The sequence below is a fragment of the Streptomyces sp. YPW6 genome, assembly GCF_018866325.1.
Classification (GTDB): Bacteria; Actinomycetota; Actinomycetes; order Streptomycetales; family Streptomycetaceae; genus Streptomyces.
This window is the reverse complement of sequence record NZ_CP076457.1, coordinates 7,340,563-7,357,825: the sequence shown is the minus strand read 5'-3', so window position 1 is coordinate 7,357,825 and position 17,263 is coordinate 7,340,563. Positions and strand designations below refer to the sequence as shown.

Sequence of the window (17,263 nt, the reverse complement as noted above, 5' to 3'; positions counted from 1 at the left end):
CATCTGCACCCCTCCCTGGAGACCGACCTCATGCGCATCGCAGTCTGCGGAGGGCCCTACGGAAACCCGTACGCCCTCCAGGCATTCGTCGACGACGCCCGCGCCCGGGGCGCCGAGCGCCTCTTCTGTCTGGGCGATCTCGGCGGCTTCGGCGCCGACGTCGATGCCCTGCGGCCGATCCTCACCGACAACACCGTCGAGTGCGTCGCCGGAAACTACGACGTGGCCATCGCCCGCGGCGACACCGACTGCGGCTGCGGCTACCGCGACCCCAAGGACAACGAGTACGCCCAACTGATCTACGACCACACCCTCGCCACCACCAGCCGCGACTTCGCCGCGTGGATGGACACCCTGCCCACCGAACGACGGGAGACCATCGACGGCGTCGACGTCCACATGGTCCACGGCTCGACCCTCGCCCTGAACGACTTCTGGTGGGAGTCACTGCCCGAGGAGCAGCACCGCCTGCGCGCCGAGACATCCGGTGCCGACGTCGTCCTGTGCACCCACAGCGGCCTGCCCTGGCAGCGGCGCATCGGCGACACCCTCGCCGTCAACGTCGGCGTGCTCGGCAAACCCGCCAACGACGGCCGCCGCGACGTCTGGTACGCGATGCTCGACCTGTCCGACGGGCACGTCACCGCCGAGCTGATCCCGCTCACGTACGATTGGCGGGCACAGGCCCGCTCGATGCGCGCCGCGGGGCTGCCCGAGATCTTCGCCGAGACCATCGAGACCGGCTGGTGGACCACCTGCCTGGAAATCCTGCCGCCACGCGAGCGCTCCCGGGGCCGCTACCACCTCTACCGCTCCACCCTGCCCTCCGGCTTCCGCCCGGCGGACGACGGCTGGGGAGAGACCACGCCCCAGGCCCTTCGGAGCGACCGGCCGGTGGTCCCGCTGTTCGGCACCCCGTACTTCCCCTCCCGGTTGTGGATCTACACCAACTTCCACTGCAACCTGGCCTGCGACTACTGCGCGGTCGCCTCCTCCCCGAAGGCGCTCGCCCGCACCCTGCCCACCGATGCCTTCCGTGCCCTGGTCGACGAGGCCGCACAGGACGGGTTCACCGAGCTGTACCTCACCGGCGGTGAGCCCTTCCTGCACCCTGACATCGTCAGCCTCCTCGACTACGCCTCCGCCGTACTGCCCACCGTCGTGATGACCAACGCGATGCTGCTCCGCGGCCGCCGCGCCGACGGCCTCGCGGACCTGGCCGACCGCAGACTCACCGTCCAGACCTCCCTGGACGGCGCCACCGCCCACACTCATGATCTTCATCGCGGCTCGGGCTCATGGCAGCGCACCATCGACGGCATCCGCCACCTGATCGACCTCGGCCTGCCGCCGCGCGTGGCCCTCACCGAGACACCGGACAACACGCACGAGGTCCCCGCGGTCGCCGAGCTGCTGGCCGAAATCGGTCTGCCTGCCGACCACTTCGCGGTACGCCCGCTGCTGCGACGCGGCCTGTCCGACACCGGCGTCGAGATCGGCGAGGACTCCAGCATCCCCGAACTCACCGCCACCGCCGACGGACTGCACTGGCACCCCGCCGGAGCCGACCTCACCACCAGCCCCGACATGCACCTCGCGCCCGCCGGCACCGCGCTCGCCGTGGGCCAACAGCTCGTTACCGAGCGGTTCTTCACCGCCCGCCTCACCGACGGCACCCTGCCCCGCCCCGTCCACTGCGCCATCTGACCCGTACGGAAAGGGAGTGCACCATGCAGCGACACGTCGCGATCCTCGGCGCCGGGCCCGTCGGTCTCGACGCAGCACTTGCCTGCGCCGACGCCGGATGGCCCTTCACCGTCTACGAAGCCGCGGACACCACCGCCGCGCACGTGCGGGCCTGGGGCCACGTCCGGCTCTTCACCCCATGGGACCTCAACGTCTCCCGCAGGATGCGGGCCCACCTGCCGTCCGCCCCGACCGGCGACGACTGCCCCACGGGCACCGACCTGGCCACCCAGCTCCTCGGCCCGGTCGCCGCGCTCCCCGCTCTCGAAGGCCGCATTCGGTACAGCAGCCGCGTCGCAGCCATCGCCCGCACCGGCCTCCTCAAACATGAAGAGATCGGCACCGACACCCGCGCCGCCGCCCCCTTCACCCTCCTGCTCGACACCCCCGGCGGCGAGGACACGGCGGAGGCCGACCTCGTCCTGGACTGCACCGGCACCTACTCCCACCCCAACACCCTCGGGCCCGGCGGCATCCCCGCCCCCGGCGAACGCGCCCTCGCCTACCGCATCACCCGTACCCTCCCGGACACCGAAGAGCCCGACCGCTGGGCCGGAACCGTCCTCCTCGTCGGCGCGGGAAAATCTGCCCAGACCGCGGCCCGCGACCTGGCCGGCCTGCCCGGCACCCGCGTCGAGTGGGCGGTGCGCAAACCAACACCCGACTGGGGCGCCGTACCCGACGACACCCTGCCCGGCCGCCAGCACCTCGTCGACACCTCCCAGGCCTTCGCCAACGGTGTCAACGACCGCGTCACCGTCCACACCGGTGCCCATGTCCGGGCCCTGCACCCCGCCGACGACCGGGTACGCGCCATACTCGCCACCGACGACGGCCCTCGCACGGTCGTCTGCGACCACGTCGTAGCGCTGACCGGGTACACCGGCGACACCTCCCTCTACCGGCAGTTGCAGGTCCACGAGTGCTACGCCACCGGCGCCCCCATGAACCTCTCCGCCGCCCTCCTCGGCTCCGCGGGCGGCGACTGCCTCGCCCAGCCGGCCGTCGGGATCGAGGCCCTGCGCAACCCCGAACCGCACTTCTTCATCCTGGGCGCCAAGTCCTTCGGCCGCCTCAACACCTTCCTGCTGCGAACCGGATACCGGCAGATCGACCAGTTCGTCGCTGCCTACGCCGACGCCCCGAAACTTCTGTCCACCAGTACGTGAGGGAGGCATGGTGAGGGCCTTCATCAGGTCGTCGGCCGTATGCCTCCACCTGGACCGGCACGTTCCTCCTGCCCGGGCCAGATCCTGAGGATCAGCCACGACGCCCGCATCCGGGTAGTCAGGGTCCTGCTGGTGCAGCTGACAGCGTGGTCCTGCGGAAAGTGTGAGAGCCGTACCGGCGAGAAGTGTTCGCCGGTACCGCTGCTCCGATCATGCCGTGTGACCGACCTCGCCAAGGGCGGTCGGCAGTCCCGACGCGCGCTCGGGCGTGCAGCTGTGCACCTGGTCCATGATCCAGGTGCACAGCTGCTCGGTGATGGCTGTGTGCGCGGTGGTCGTGGTGGAGCAGACGAAACTGTCCAGTGCGCTTTCCTCCGCGTCGGCTTCGCCGATGCTGCGGCACAGGTTCTCCTGCCTGTCGATGTCGCGGACCGCGACCGCGCTGACCGAGGGGACGAAGCACACGTCCTCGTGCCTCAGCTCGGGGCAAGGGCGCACCGAAGTCCTACAGAGCCCCGCGAACGCGAGGCTGATGAAGTGGGTGCGAACGGTCGGATCCCAGAGCGCGGCCAACGACAACTCCTCAAGGTCGAGTACGTCCGCGGCGCCGACCCGCCTGCCCGGCCTCACTGCCCACACACCACTGCCCGGAAAGCCGACCCGGCCTGCACCCCGTCGGCGGGCGCTCACGCCCGGCGTGCAGCTGCTGAGCACTGACGGCCCCGGCTTTCACTGTTCACCGAAGCCACTCGCCACAGCGGCCCGAGCTGTTGCCCGTTCCCGGTTCGGGAAGCAGTGTCAGCGGGCAAGGCCCGGCCCGGCCGCCTCCGCAGGCGTATCGGGAACACCCAGGCGCAGGTGTTCGACGTGGTAAAGGGCCTGCTCCAGCAGCTCGGCCACGTGGTGGTCGTACAGGGCGTAGATGATCGACCGGCCACGGCGCTCCCCGGTGACCAGGCCGAGGTTGCGCAGCAGGCGCAGCTGGTGGGAGCAGGCGGAGGCTTCCATGCCGACGGCGTCTGCGAGGTCGCCCACGGAGCTCGGGCCTTCCTGGAGCCGGGCGAGGATGTGCAGCCGGGAGGGTGTGGCGAGGGCCTGGAGGGTGGCAGCTACGTCGGTGGCGCCGACCGTGTCGAGCCGCTCGCGGGTAGTGGCACTGCTCCTGGCGTCTGCTCCGTGGCCCATGGCGTCATCATACGCGCAATACATGAAGACCTGTTCACATACTCATGTATGGTGAGCGCGTTGCCCGTCGTCTGCCCGTGAAGGGTTGTTCTGTCATGTCTTCTGTCGCGGGTCAAAGGCCCGAGTCGGCGATCGCCGAGGTGTCGCGCGCGATGGCACCGAGGCGGCGTACGCGCCTGCTGGCGCTGCCGGAGGCGCGGTGGGCCCTGGCCTCCGTGGTGCTGTTCCTGCTCGCGCTTCCCGTTTACCTGCTGGACGCCTCGGTCTGGGTGTGGGGCCCGCTTTTCGCCGCGACCTACGTCACCGGGGGCTGGGAGCCGGGATGGGAGGGCCTCAAGGCCCTGCGGGACAGAACGCTGGACGTGGACCTGCTGATGGTCGTCGCGGCGCTCGGCGCCGCAGCCATCGGGCAGGTCATGGACGGCGCGCTGCTGATCGTCATCTTCGCCACCTCCGGCGCCCTGGAGGCTGTCGCGACCGCCCGCACTGCGGATTCCGTACGCGGGCTGCTCGACCTCGCCCCCGCAACTGCGACCCGGCTGCGCGAGGACGGGACCGAGGAGACGGTGGACGCGGAACGCCTCGCAGTAGGTGACGTGGTCCTGGTGCGCCCCGGCGAGCGGGTCGGCGCCGATGGACAGGTCCTGGAAGGGGCGAGCGATGTCGACCAGGCCACCATCACCGGTGAACCCCTGCCAGTCGCCAAGCACGCGGGCGACGAGGTCTTCGCCGGCACGGTGAACGGCACCGGCGCCCTGCGGGTGCGCGTCCATCGCGACCCGGCTGACTCGGTGATCGCCCGGATCGTGAAGATGGTCGAGGAAGCCTCCCGGACCAAGGCTCCGACCCAGCTGTTCATCGAGAAGATCGAGCAGCGGTACTCGATCGGCATGGTCGTCGCGACCCTGGCCGTCTTCGGTGTTCCGCTCGCCTTCGGCGACAGTCTCCAGTCGGCACTGCTGCGCGCGATGACGTTCATGATCGTCGCCTCCCCATGCGCGGTGGTCCTCTCGACGATGCCACCGGTGCTGTCCGCGATCGCCAACGCCGGCCGCCACGGCGTGCTCGCCAAATCCGCTGTGGTGATGGAACGCCTGGGCCAGGCCGACATGGTGGCACTGGACAAGACCGGTACCGTGACCGAGGGCACCCCACGCGTCACCGACATCCGTCCAACGCCCGCCTCTGGCCTGGACGAGGACACGCTGCTGGCGCTGGCGGCCGCAGCCGAACACCCCAGCGAGCACCCACTGGCCCGTTCCGTGGTCCAGGCCGCCCGCGAGCGCGGCCTCACCATCGCCGAGGCGACCGACTTCGCCTCCGCCCCCGGCGCAGGTGTGAGCGCCACCATCGTGGGCTCCACCGTCCAGGTGGGGTCCCCGGCCCACCTGGACGCCACCGGCCGACCGGGAGTGGCCGCCGACGTGCGGGCCCTGGAGGACCAGGGCCGCACTGCCGTCCTGGCCCTGCGCGACGGCGCTCCGGCCGGCGTGCTGGGCATCGCCGACCGGCTGCGCCCGGACGCGAAGGCCACGCTGGCGGCGCTCACCGAACTGACCGGCCGGACCCCCGCCCTCCTGACCGGTGACAACGAACGTGCCGCGCGCCAACTGGCCGCCGAACTCGGCATCACCGACGTGCGCGCCGGCCTCCTCCCGCAGGACAAGGTCGCCGCCATACGGAAGTGGGAAGCGCAGGGTCTGCGCGTGCTGGTCGTCGGCGACGGCGTCAACGACGCCCCCGCCCTGGCCGCCGCGCACGTCGGCATCGCCATGGGCAAGGCCGGCTCCGACCTCGCACTGGAGACCGCCGACGCCGTCGTCGTACGCGACGAACTCGCCGCCATCCCCGCCGTCGTGGCCCTGTCCCGCAGGGCCCGCCGCCTCGTTCTGCAGAACCTGGCCATCGCCGGGACCTTCATCGCCGCCCTGGTCGCCTGGGACCTGATCGGCACCCTCCCGCTGCCGCTCGGTGTCGCCGGACACGAGGGATCCACCGTCATCGTCGCACTCAACGGCCTGCGCCTCCTGCGCGAAGCAGCCTGGCCCGGCGAGGCCGGGAGGGGAACCCTGTGACTATCCGTACGGCAGGAACAGCGGCAGACTACCCGGCGCGGCGTGTCTCGCAGTGGACGGCAATCCAGCCCTGGATCTTTGTTTCCCGCCACGTGATTCGCTCGGGGTTGACCGGCCGGGCAGTGCCGGACCACCACGGGTAGACAGGTCGCGGCAACACTGTTGACGGAAGAGGTGTGAAGCCATCGTTCATGGGCGTCGTGCCGATGTCCGGCGGGGCCGTCGCCACTGCGGCAGGAGCGGCCATGTACGTCCTTCCGGGCCCCGGCCTCCCTGTTGTCGTCGGAGGTCTGACAGCACTCGGCTTGGGAGCCGCCGCCCGGGCGGCCGACGGGCCGAAGGGCCGGAGCGCTCGTCGGCCCGGGTGAGCTTCCCGGCCTCCGGCACGGCCCACAGACCGAGGCCGGCCACCCGGCCCACCCCCAGGCAGCCACCGCCGAACCGCAGCCGACCCATCGCCAGAGCAACGCCACTCGGCCGGAGCCGCTCCCACCGCGCAGCGGCGCCCTCGAGGCCTTCCCCAGCGCACGAGGGCCCCGAGCCGGGGAGGGGGAGACGGCTCGGGATCGGTTGCTGGAGCATGCGGCTCCAGCGGGCGGCGGCGCGCGGCAAGCCCGCCATTCCAGGTTCACGGAAGGGAGCGTTGCCGCGTCGTCGCATGGCAGGTGCGGAATACGACGGTCAGGCCTTGGGCATCAGGACGGTGTCGACGATGTAGACGGTGGCGTTGGCGGTGGGGACGTTGCCGCAGACGACCTTGGAGGTGTCGTTGACCGTGTACTCCTCGCCGGAGCCCTTGGTGGTCAAGGTGGACTTCTGGAGGGTTTCGAAGGTGCCGCTCTCCAGCGCCTGCGGAGAGAGCCTCTCGCCGACGACGTGGTAGGTGAGGATGTTGGTGAGCGTCTCCTTGTCGGCCAGGGCCTTGTCCAGGTCGGCCTTCGGGATCTTGGCGAACGCCTCGTTCATCGGCGCGAACACGGTGATGTTCTGCGCGTTGTTGAGGGTGTCGACGAGACCGGCCTTCTTCACGGCGGTGACCAGGGTGGACAGTGCGGGGTTGTTGGAGGCGGCGGTGGCGACCGAGTCCTGGGCCATTCCGTCGAAGGATCCCGCCCCGTCCTGCGGAACGGACGCGCACGCCGGGCCGAACGGCCCATCCATGGCCGTGCTCTCCTCCGCCGCCGGGCTCGACTTCTCCTCGGCGGGCGCGGAGCTGCTGGCGTTGTCCGCAGCCGCGTCGGAGGAGCTGTCGTCTCCGCCGCAGGCGGCCAGAGTGAGGGCAGGGTGACGGCCGCGGTGACGGCGATGGCGGCACGGCGGAAGCGGAAGGCGTTCACGGGAGCTCTCCTGCGCCTTCGGATACACCTCGGCTGCCCCACTCGGTCAGGATCCGGTCCGGGACGCCGAATCTGGATGTCCCGTCGTGGTGATGTTGCCGCCGGCGCAGTCTCCTCATCACCCGCATGACCTTTCCGCGTGGAGAAGTCCGGCCCGCCCCGCGATACCCCACCTGCCGCAAGAGCACCTCAGTGCTGCGTCCAGCTTGACCCGCACCACTCAGCAGCCTCGGACTCAGACGCCCACGATCACCCACCTCCTCCTGGGTCCAAGCCAACTGCCTCAAGCTCCGACGTTTGCAGGCCGCCTTTGCGGTGGCATCGGACACGCCACGTTGGCATCATCACGTTGGAGCACCCGGGAGCCTCCTCCTCAAGATCGAAAAGCGCCCACCCAGAGTTGACGACCAGTCAGGAAACTCAGCAAGCAGTCAGCATCAGTACCGCCACGAGGCGCAGCAAGCCGCCACGGACCGCCAAGATCCACAACCGGCCACACCCTTGCTGACCTGGAAAAACGCAGGTCACGAAGCCCTCTGCTACGCTCACCAGGAGACCGGCATGAAAATGCTTATCAACGTTCCCGAGACCGTGGTCGCCGATGCGCTGCGGGGCATCGCGGCCGCGCATCCCGAGCTCACCGTCGATGTGGAGAACCGTGTGGTCGCCCGGCGGGACGCGCCCGTGGCGGGGAAGGTGGGGCTCGTCTCCGGGGGCGGTTCCGGGCACGAGCCGCTGCATGCCGGGTTCGTCGGACCCGGCATGCTGTCGGCCGCCTGTCCCGGGGAGGTGTTCACCTCCCCGGTTCCGGACCAGATGGTGCGGGCGGCCGCGGCCGTCGACAGTGGAGCGGGGGTGCTGTTCGTCGTCAAGAACTACACCGGTGACGTGCTGAACTTCGAGATGGCCGCCGAGCTCGCCGAGGAGGAGGGGGTCCAGGTCGCCCAGGTGGTGGTGGACGACGACGTGGCCGTGAGCGACAGTACGTTCACGGCCGGGCGGCGCGGTACGGGAGCGACGCTGTTCGTCGAGAAGATCGCCGGCGCACTGGCGGACGAGGGCGCTCCGCTGGACCGGGTGGCCGCGGTCGCCCGGCAGGTGAACGGGGCCTCGCGCAGCTTCGGGGTGGCGCTCGGCGCCGTCACCACTCCGGCGAAGGGCAGCCCCACCTTCGACCTGCCCGCCGGCGAGCTGGAGCTGGGGATCGGCATCCATGGGGAGCCGGGGCGTGAGCGGCGCCCGATGATGACCTCCGGGGAGATCGCCGACTTCGCCGTGAACGCGGTCCTGGAGGACCTGCGGCCCACCGGCCCGGTGCTGGCGCTGGTCAACGGCATGGGGGCGACGCCGCTGCTGGAGCTGTACGGCTTCAACGCCGAGGTCCATCGTGCGCTGTCGGAGCGAGGGGTCGCGGTGGCTCGTACGCTCGTGGGGAACTACGTGACGTCGCTCGACATGGCAGGCTGCTCGGTGACACTGTGCCAGGTCGACGAGGAACTGCTGCGCCTGTGGGACGCGCCCGTGCAGACGGCCGCGCTCCGCTGGGGCCGCTGAGCCGCCGACGGGATGCGTGCCCGGTAGAGGAACAGGAGATCATGTGCTCGACACCGACTTCTTCCGCCGCTGGATGACCGCTGCCGCGGCGTCCGTGGAGCGTGAGGCGAACCATCTGACCGAGCTCGACTCGGCGATCGGGGACGCCGATCACGGCAGCAACCTCCAGCGCGGCTTCGCGGCGGTCACGGAGGTGCTGGAGAAGGACGCCCCCGCCACCCCGGGTGCGGTGCTCACCCTGGCGGGACGGCAGCTCATCTCCACGGTCGGCGGCGCCTCGGGTCCGCTGTACGGAACGCTGCTGCGCCGTACGGGCAAGGCGCTCGGGGACGATGGCGAGGTGACGCCGGCGCAGTTCGCCCAGGCGTTCGCGGCGGGGGTGGCAGCGGTGGGGCAGCTGGGCGGCGCGCAGGCCGGTGACAAGACGATGCTCGACGCGCTGCTGCCCGCGGCGGAGGCCCTCGCCACCTCGTTCGACGGCGCCGCCGAAGCGGCCCGCGCGGGTGCCGTGGCGACGGTGCCGATGCGGGCGCGCAAGGGCCGGGCCAGCTATCTCGGCGACCGCAGCATCGGGCATCAGGACCCGGGAGCGACCTCGGCGGCGCTGCTGGTCGAGACCCTGGCGGCCACGGCGACGGACGGAGTGGACGGGTGAGCGGCGAACAGCAGGTGGGCATCGTGCTGGTCTCCCACAGCGGTCCGGTCGCCGAGTCGGTCGCCGAGCTGGCCCGGGGGCTTGCCGCCGGTGGGGTGACCGCGCCGGTCGCCCCGGCCGGGGGTCTGCCCAACGGGGGGCTCGGGACGAGCGCGGAGCTGATCGGGCGGGCAGCCGCATCGGTCGACCGGGGTGCCGGGGTCGCGGTCCTGGTGGATCTGGGGAGCGCGGTCCTCACGGTGAAGTCCATGCTCGCCGAGGGAGATGAGCTGCCCGGGAACACCCGGCTCGTGGACGCGCCGTTCGTGGAGGGTGCGGTGGCCGCCGTCGTGACGGCCTCGGCCGGTGGCGACCTCGCGGCCGTGGAGGCGGCGGCCTCGGAGGCGTACGGCTACCGCAAGACGTAGGGGATGCGCGCAGGGGCCTGGCGGGGCGCCGCACGGGTGTACGGGGCTCCCCCGCACCCCGGTGGCGCCCCGTTCCCCGTCGCCGCAGACTTGTCGGCATGTCGACAGGCAGGCGCAGTGCGGGACTCCTGGTCTTCCGGGTCACCGAGGACGCGGGCGAGCGGGATGTCGAGGTGCTGATCGGGCACATGGGCGGACCGTTCTGGGCGGGGAGGGAGACGGCCGCGTGGTCGGTGCCGAAGGGTGAGTACGGGCCGGACGAGGGTCCGGAGGCGGCCGCCGGGCGGGAGTTCGCGGAAGAGCTGGGGGTGCCCGTCCCGCCGGGTGAGTGGATCTCCCTGGGCGAGGCGCGGCAGCGCAGCGGCAAGACGGTGACCGTGTGGGCCCTGGAGGCCGAAGTGGACCTCGCGTCCGTCGTGCCCGGGACGTTCACGATGGAGTGGCCGCGGGGGTCCGGCGTGCAGCAGGAGTTCCCGGAGATGGACCGGTTCGCCTGGTGCACGCCGGAAGAGGCCGTCGAACGGCTGGTCGCCGGTCAGCGGGTGTTCGTCGACCGGCTGCGCGATCGGGTGCGCGGGACGGCCGTCTCCCCCGATGCGTAGGCCGGGGCCGTGCTCACCTGGCGTCCTGCTCGCAGTTCTCGGATGTCGCCGGTGAAGCGGGCCCGGAAGCTGCGGTCGTGCGAGACGGCGACGACCGCGCCCCGGTACTGGTCGGGAGCCGGCCCCGCCCTCGGCGGCCCGCCCCGGGCCGGGGCGGTGACCGGCGACGGGGAGTTCAGCCGTTGGGCAGGATGACGGCCCTGCCGTTGATCCTGCCGTCGTGGAGGCGCTCGTACGCGAGCGGAGCCTCGTCGAGGGAGTACGTCTCCACGTGCACGTCCACCGCTCCGGCGTGGGCCAGGTCGAGGACCTCGGCGAGCTCCTTGCGCGAGCCCCAGTAGGGAGCGCAGACGTTGGTCCCGTACGGCAGTGTCCCGAAGCCGACCGGGAGGGCGCCGCCGCCGATGCCGACCACGGTGACGTCGCCGTCCACGCGGGCGACGGCTCCGGCGGTCCGCACGGTGGGCGGCGCTCCGACGAAGTCGAGGACCACGTGGGCGCCGAGGCCGCCGGTCAGTTCCCTGACCCGGTCGGCCGCCTTCTCGTCGGAGAGGACCACCTCGTGCGCACCGACGGTCCTGGCCAGGGCGAGCTTGTCCTCGGTGACGTCGAGGGCGATCACCCGGGCGGCCGTCATGGCGCGGAGCAGCTGGATCGCGACGTGACCGAGGCCGCCGGTGCCGATGACGACGGCGGTGGAACCGGGCACGAGCTTCGCCAGGGAGCGCATGATCGCGTGGTACGGGGTGAGGCCGGCGTCCGTGAGGGGCACCGTCCTCACCGGGTCGAGGTCGCCGATCGGGACGAGATGGCGGGGGTCGTCGACGATCATGTATTCGGCCATGGCGCCCGGAGCGCCGAGACCGGGCGGCAGGATGCCGAGTTCCTTGGCGCGCAGGCAGTAGTTCTCCTTGCCCTCGGCGCAGTTCACGCAGGTGCCGCAGCCCCAGGGGCCGTACACCGCGACGGAGTCGCCGACCGCGAAGCCGTCGACGCCGTCACCGAGTGCGGCGACCGTGCCGACGCCCTCGTGCCCCAGGGTGAGGGGCAGGGGGAAGGGGATCTGGTCGGCGGGCCAGCTCATCACGGCGATGTCGGAGTGGCAGACGCCGGCGGCGGTGACCTTCAGCAGGACCTGGCCGGGGCCGGGCTCGGGATCCGGGACCGTGACCACCTCGGGGGCGGCGCCGGCGGATCGGTACTGAACGGCTTTCATGGGTCTCCTCGCTTCGTTCTCGCTCTTGCCCGGTCTCTTCGGTACCCGTGCTCCCTTTGTCGCCCGCGCGTCCCCCGCCCGCCAGTCGGGCCCCGGTCACGGGGCGGAATAGCCGCCGTCCACCAGGTGGTAGCTGCCGTGGATGAAGGAGGCCTTGTCGGAGAGCAGGAAGGCGGTGAGTTCGGCGACCTCCTCGGCGGTTCCGAGGCGTCCGGCCGGGTGAAGGGAGATCAGGTGCTCGCGGGCGGCCGGGTCGGCGTTCCGCAGGAGCGGGGTGTCGATGAAGCCGGGGCCGACCGCGTTGATCCGGACGTTCTGGGCGGCGTATTCGAGTGCCGCGGTCTTGGTGAGGCCGACGACGCCGTGCTTGGCCGCGACGTAGGCGGGCGAGCCCGCGAAGCCGTTGGTGCCGAGGATGGACGACATGTTGACGATCGCGCCGCCGCCCGCCGCGACGATGGCGGGCAGTTCGTAGCGCATCGAGTGGAAGACACCGCTGAGGTTGGTGGCGACGACGCGGTTCCAGTCCTCGACCGGGTACTCACCGGTGGGGCTGCTGGGACCCGCGATACCCGCGTTGTTCACGGCCAGGTGGAGGGCTCCGAAGGTGTCCACCGCGAACCGTACGCCCGCCTCGACGGAGGCCGGGGCCGTGACGTCCATCGCGACGGCGGCGGCCCGGACTCCGGTGCTCTCCAGTTCGGCGGCGGCCTTGCGCGCGCTCTCCTCGTCGTAGTCGGCGACGACGACCGCCGCACCGCCCGCGGCGAGCCGCCGGGCCAGGGCGAGGCCGATGCCGGAGGCGCCGCCGGTGACGAGGGCCGTGCGGCCCGCGAACTCGGCCGAGGCCGAGGCCGGGTCGGTGCCCGTGCCCGTGTCCGTGTCCGTGTTCGTGTTCGTGTTCGTGTCCGTGTGCGCGGGGGTGGAGCTGTGGTCGGTGCTCATGGGCTTGCCTCTGTTTCCGCTGCTGCTTCTGTTGCTTCTGTTGCTCGTGCCGCCTGCGCCGCTTCCGCCGACTCGGCCGCTCCGACTGTTTCCGCCAGTGCGTCGAAGGCCTCGACGACCCGCTCGGGCAGGGCGTCCGGGCGGCCCCCGCGCACCCAGGCGGCCTGGGCCGCGAGCAGCGCGCCCGCTCCGGCGGCGACGGTCACGGCGGGACGGATGTCCTGCCGTGGATCGACGCCGAGCCGGTCCGCGACGATGGCGATGGAGTCCTCCTGGGCGTCCACCCGGATGTGGTGGAAGACGGCGTAGAGCGTCGGTTCCTCCTCCGCGACCACCAGCAGCTCGAAGATCCGGGGGCGGCGGTGCCAGGCCTCCGCCCCGGGGTCGGCGAGCCAGTCGAGGACGGCCCGCCGGTACGCGAGGAGCGGGGGTTCCGGGGCCGGGCGGGCGCGCAGGGCCGCGTTGATGCGGTCGCCGTCGCCCCGCAGGGAGTCGAGGGCGGCGGCCTCCTTGCTCGGGAAGTACCGGCTGAACGTACGGCGGTCGACATCCGCGGCTTCCGCGATCTCCTCGACCGTCACGTTCCGCAGCCCCCGGTCGAGCACGAGCTCGAACGCGGCCTGCGCCAGGGTGTCGCGGGTGCGGCGCGCCTTACGGCTGCGCCGTTCCGGGATCTTCCGTTCCGGAGTCATAGGTGCACCGTACACCTGAAAATGTCCCCACGCGACATTCGTCTCGCAGGGACATCAGGTGGGTGCGTCAGAGGGCGGCCGCGGGGGCGCGGTGCAGCGCCAGTGCGGCGACGTCGTCGCGCCGGATGCCGCCCGAGAACGTCTCCAGGTCGCCATGGAGGGCGTCGAGCAGCTCGCGCGGGCCGTGCCCGGCCCAGGGCGCGACCCGCTCGTCCAACGGGTAGAAGGCACCGTCGGCGTCGCGGGCCTCGGTCACCCCGTCGGTGACGGCGAGCAGCGTCGCGCCCCGCGGGAAGTCGAAGGACTCGGCCGTACGCGCTTCCCGGCTCAGTCCGGCGAGGCCGAGCGGGACGGAGGTCCGGTGGAGCGTGACGGCCGAGGCCCGGCCGTCGTGCAGCAGGCGCGGCGGCAGGTGTCCGCAGTTCACCGTCTCCACCCGGCGGCCCCCGTCGAACCCGAGGACGAGCGCGGTCACGAAGCGTTCGGCCTCGCCGGTCTGGGCGGAGAACTCGTTGTGCCGGACGACCGCGTCCTCCAGCGCCTGGACCACTCCGGTGAGCGCGGGTTCGCGGATGGCCGCCTCACGGAACGCGGAAATGGCCGCGAATCCGGCGCCGATGGCCGCGAGCCCCTTGCCCTGGACGTCCCCGATGATCACCCGGGTCCCGTGCGGCGACTCGACGACCTCGTAGATGTCTCCGCCGACGAAGCGGTCCTCCTCGATCGGCTCGTAGAGCCCGTACGCCAACACGTGGTCGGTGACGACGGGCAGCGGCCGCAGGATCTGACGCTGGAGGGTCACGGCGGCGGACCGCAGTCGCGCCATCTCGGTGGCGTGCCGGATACGCGCCGCGCAGGCGGCGACCCCGAGGGCGCAGGCCAGTACCGCGAAGCCGATGCCGAAGACGAAGTCCCAGAAGGTGCCGTCCGCGCCGGCCCGGAAGCCCACGACGACCGTCGTGATCCACACCGCGACCCAGATGGTCTGGCGGAGGCTGCAGTACACCGATGCCAGCGCCGGAACCACCACGAGCAGCGGGACGACCCGCAGGTCGTTGCCCGTCGTGTTGTCGAGGAGGACGACCAGCAGGGTCAGCAGAGCCAGCCCGCCGAACAGCGCCCCGTTGCCGATGCGGCCCCGGGACGCCGCCGCGATGCCCGCGTCCGGGCCCGGCAGGGCCCCGCCCCGGTGCCGTACACCGCGCTGCCGCATCCGTGTCCGTGGCTTCTGTGCCCTGTCCAGCAACCTCATGGGCACGGCCTGTCCTCCCGGGGTGCCTCGGTGCCGCCCGCAGTTTCGGCCGGTCTTTTCCAGTTGACCGGGAGGCGGGCCCGCGCGCAGGAGGCCTTAGGACCCGAGCGGGTGCCGAAGGTCCCGTCCGGGGCGTTCGGCCCGGGACCTCGGCCCCGGGCCGGGGGTGTCTCAGGTCCCGTGGGCCGAGGGGATCGCGGCGGGGGCGAGGGCGGAGAGGAATTCCGTACGCCGGCGGAGCCGGAAGCCGAGGGACTCGTAGAGCCGGACGGCACGCGTGTTGGAGGCGGAGGCATGCAGGAACGGCGTCTCGCCGCGCTCCCGGATCCCGTGCGCGACCGCCAGGACCAGCCGGCTCGCCAGCCCCTGCCCCCGTACGGACGCGTCGGTGCAGACGCCGCTGATCTCGGTCCAGCCGGGTGGGCGCAGCCGCTCCCCCGCCATCGCCACCAGGGCGCCGCCCCGCCGGATCCCCAGATACGCACCGAGTTCGACCGTGCGCGGCAGGAAGGGGCCGGGGCGGGTACGCGCCACCAGGTCCAGCATGTCCGGCACGTCCCGCGGGCCCAGCGGGACCGCCTCCGGGTCGGGCGCGGCGTCCACCGACGCGTCGACCAGCTGAACGCCGCCGGCCCGGAAGACGATCTCCCAGTCCCTCGGCGGCGGTGCCTGGAACGCGGCCAGGGCGACGGGGCGGCCCGGCCCGGCGAGCGCCGCGACATCGGCCCAGTCCCGGGCGTCCGGGGTGTCGGGGAGCGCGATCCACGGGGTGACGTCGACGGGATAGCGCAGAACCCGTCCACGGCTCTCGGCGAAGTGGGCGTGCGGACCGGTGAGCGAGGACCGGGCGGGGTTGTCCAGCGGGTGGAGCCGGGACGGGGCGTCCGTCCGGGGCAGGGCGTCGTTCTGGGACATGGCCTCCTCGGTCTCGTTCCGGCCAACACGCGAGTTCCCCGGCTGCGGGTACCCGGCTTCCGGCTTCCGGCTTCCGGCTTCCGGCTTCCGGCGCAGCGCACCCGCCGGAGGAAAGGCCAGTGGATACGGCGGGTGCTCCGCCGGGCACATCCGTGCGGGAATCCGCAGCCGTCGACAGTCCGCGGGGAGCCGCAGGGAGGCGTGCCGCACGCGGACGAGCGGCGAAAACGACTCATCCCCAGGCCAATACGTGCCGGTGCGGCCCCAACAGCCGCTCGCCTGTGGCAGTCTGGTGGCGACCGCCCCACCGGGCTCCCCCGTACCGGTGGGGCGGTTCTCCGTGCCGCAGCGCCCACACCCCTCGGGGGCGGCCGTGACGCGCGCCCGCCTCTCACCCCTGCCGGACGGCCCAGCGTGACGGTTCCTCAGCGCTGAACCGGGCGCGTTTCCGCCCCACTCGATCCGGGTGGCCAGAACAACTCCCTCCGCGACGCATGAGAGCCGAACGGCCGGGAAGGCGAACAGACCTCAGGGCCTACGGAAACCAGGAACCAGGGAGCGTGAAGGAACATGACCGTGCAGACCGCGCAGACCGCCGGTGCGGAGCGGACGGACACCACCGAAGAGCTTCCGTGGATCGAGGATCCCGGGAAGGTCGCCCCGCTGGACGCCCGTCGGCTCTCGCGTCTCTTCTTCGACCGCCTCCAGGTCCTGGAGGAAGGCACGCACGAGTACCAGTACGCGCGCAACACGCTCATCGAGATGAACCTGTCCCTGGTCCGCTTCGCCGCCAACCGCTTCCGCAACCGGGGCAGCGGCGACATGGAGGACATCGTCCAGGTCGGCACCATCGGGCTGATCAAGGCGATCGACCGCTTCGACCTCTCCCGGGAGGTCGAGTTCACGTCGTTCGCGGTGCCGTACATCGTCGGGGAGATCAAGCGCTTCTTCCGCGACACGAGCTGGGCGGTCCACGTGCCGCGACGCCTCCAGGAGCTGCGGGTCGACCTCGCCAAGGCCAAGGAGTCCCTGGCCGGCGAACTCGACCGCGACCCCACGGTGAAGGAGCTGGCGGAGTACCTGGGGATGGAGGAGTCCGAGGTCACGGAGGGCATCGTCGCCTCCAACGGGTATACGGCGGGCTCCCTGGACATGCCCACCGACACCGCGGAGTCCGGGCCCGGCCAGAGCGCCGGACGGACCTTCGCCGATGTGCTGGGAGATCCGGACCCCGCCATGGAGATCGTGGAGAATCTCCACGCCCTCGCGCCGCTGCTGGAGGAGCTGGACGAGCGGGAGCGCCGGATCATCGACATGCGCTTCGTTCAGGAGCTGACCCAGGCGCAGATCGGCGCGGAGCTCGGGATATCGCAGATGCACGTGTCCCGGCTGCTGAGCCGGATGCTGGGCAAGCTGCGCAGCGGCATGCTCGTCGAGGAGTGACCGCCGGGGCGAACCCCGGGCAGGAGGTGTTGCGGTTCTGACTGATGCATCAGTCAGAACCGCAACACCC

The 17,263-nt window shown here is 71.8% G+C and carries 15 protein-coding genes and 2 pseudogenes; 8 read left to right on the top strand and 9 right to left on the bottom strand.

Annotation, left to right across the window (positions count from 1 at the left end):
* Positions 1-30: 30 nt before the first annotated feature.
* The gene (locus tag KME66_RS32180) at positions 31-1,707 is read left to right on the top strand and encodes a radical SAM protein (protein WP_216328550.1); all 1,677 of its coding nucleotides are present in this window, start codon (positions 31-33) and stop codon (positions 1,705-1,707) included.
* A 23-nt stretch (positions 1,708-1,730) separates the two neighbouring features.
* The gene (locus KME66_RS32175) at positions 1,731-2,915 is read left to right on the top strand and encodes an NAD(P)-binding domain-containing protein (RefSeq protein ID WP_216328548.1); all 1,185 of its coding nucleotides are present in this window, start codon (positions 1,731-1,733) and stop codon (positions 2,913-2,915) included.
* 210 nt (positions 2,916-3,125) lie between these two features.
* Here the strand turns inward: KME66_RS32175 and KME66_RS32170 are convergent, their stop codons facing one another.
* Both KME66_RS32170 and KME66_RS32165 read right to left on the bottom strand, forming a co-directional pair.
* Positions 3,126-3,488 carry a hypothetical protein gene (locus KME66_RS32170; RefSeq protein ID WP_216328545.1) on the bottom strand — a complete coding sequence of 121 codons (363 nt, stop codon included), beginning with the start codon at positions 3,486-3,488 and terminating at the stop codon, positions 3,126-3,128.
* 225 nt (positions 3,489-3,713) lie between these two features.
* On the bottom strand, positions 3,714-4,100 hold the full coding sequence (locus KME66_RS32165; RefSeq protein ID WP_216328543.1) for a metalloregulator ArsR/SmtB family transcription factor: 387 nt from the start codon (positions 4,098-4,100) through the stop codon (positions 3,714-3,716).
* Positions 4,101-4,252: 152 nt separating this feature from the next.
* On the opposite strand from KME66_RS32165, the gene KME66_RS32160 reads away from it, so the two are divergent.
* Positions 4,253-6,175: a heavy metal translocating P-type ATPase gene (locus KME66_RS32160; protein WP_253208628.1), complete on the top strand. Its 1,923-nt coding sequence runs from the start codon at positions 4,253-4,255 to the stop codon at positions 6,173-6,175.
* 681 nt (positions 6,176-6,856) lie between these two features.
* On the opposite strand, the pseudogene KME66_RS32155 reads toward KME66_RS32160, so the two are convergent.
* Positions 6,857-7,512, bottom strand: a pseudogene (locus KME66_RS32155) (fasciclin domain-containing protein).
* A 561-nt stretch (positions 7,513-8,073) separates the two neighbouring features.
* Between KME66_RS32155 and dhaK the strand changes: the two are divergent.
* The 4 genes from dhaK (at position 8,074) to KME66_RS32135 (ending at position 10,730) form a co-directional block, all read left to right on the top strand.
* Complete coding sequence (gene dhaK / locus KME66_RS32150) at positions 8,074-9,066, top strand: dihydroxyacetone kinase subunit DhaK (protein ID WP_216328539.1); 993 nt, start codon at positions 8,074-8,076, stop codon at positions 9,064-9,066.
* Between the two features lie 43 nt (positions 9,067-9,109).
* Positions 9,110-9,721, top strand: coding sequence for a dihydroxyacetone kinase subunit DhaL (gene dhaL, locus KME66_RS32145; protein WP_073224071.1), 612 nt, complete (start codon positions 9,110-9,112; stop codon positions 9,719-9,721).
* Entirely contained in the window at positions 9,718-10,128 is a 411-nt protein-coding gene (locus tag KME66_RS32140; RefSeq protein ID WP_073224072.1) for a PTS-dependent dihydroxyacetone kinase phosphotransferase subunit DhaM, read from the top strand. The genes dhaL and KME66_RS32140 overlap by 4 nt, the downstream gene beginning before the upstream one ends.
* Positions 10,129-10,226: 98 nt before the next feature.
* The gene (locus KME66_RS32135; protein WP_073224073.1) at positions 10,227-10,730 is read left to right on the top strand and encodes an NUDIX domain-containing protein; all 504 of its coding nucleotides are present in this window, start codon (positions 10,227-10,229) and stop codon (positions 10,728-10,730) included.
* Here the strand turns inward: KME66_RS32135 and KME66_RS34635 are convergent.
* From KME66_RS34635 to KME66_RS32110, 6 genes and pseudogenes are all read right to left on the bottom strand, one after another.
* A pseudogene (locus KME66_RS34635) lies at positions 10,664-10,849 on the bottom strand (ABC transporter ATP-binding protein); the annotation flags it as partial. The gene KME66_RS32135 and the pseudogene KME66_RS34635 overlap by 67 nt on opposite strands.
* A 56-nt stretch (positions 10,850-10,905) precedes the next feature.
* Complete coding sequence (locus KME66_RS32130; protein WP_216328537.1) at positions 10,906-11,946, bottom strand: NAD(P)-dependent alcohol dehydrogenase; 1,041 nt, start codon at positions 11,944-11,946, stop codon at positions 10,906-10,908.
* A gap of 96 nt (positions 11,947-12,042) precedes the next feature.
* A complete protein-coding gene (locus tag KME66_RS32125) occupies positions 12,043-12,891 on the bottom strand; it encodes an SDR family NAD(P)-dependent oxidoreductase (RefSeq protein WP_216328535.1) in 849 nt (282 codons plus the stop codon).
* A complete protein-coding gene (locus KME66_RS32120; protein WP_216328533.1) occupies positions 12,888-13,583 on the bottom strand; it encodes a TetR family transcriptional regulator in 696 nt (231 codons plus the stop codon). Before KME66_RS32120 ends, KME66_RS32125 begins: the two co-directional genes overlap by 4 nt.
* Before the next feature lie 67 nt (positions 13,584-13,650).
* Positions 13,651-14,796, bottom strand: coding sequence for a PP2C family protein-serine/threonine phosphatase (locus tag KME66_RS32115; RefSeq protein ID WP_216329763.1), 1,146 nt, complete (start codon positions 14,794-14,796; stop codon positions 13,651-13,653).
* A gap of 210 nt (positions 14,797-15,006) precedes the next feature.
* Entirely contained in the window at positions 15,007-15,750 is a 744-nt protein-coding gene (locus KME66_RS32110; RefSeq protein WP_216328531.1) for a GNAT family N-acetyltransferase, read from the bottom strand.
* Between the two features lie 570 nt (positions 15,751-16,320).
* On the opposite strand from KME66_RS32110, the gene KME66_RS32105 reads away from it, so the two are divergent.
* Positions 16,321-17,193, top strand: coding sequence for an RNA polymerase sigma factor SigF (locus tag KME66_RS32105; RefSeq protein WP_216328529.1), 873 nt, complete (start codon positions 16,321-16,323; stop codon positions 17,191-17,193).
* Positions 17,194-17,263: the final 70 nt, after the last annotated feature.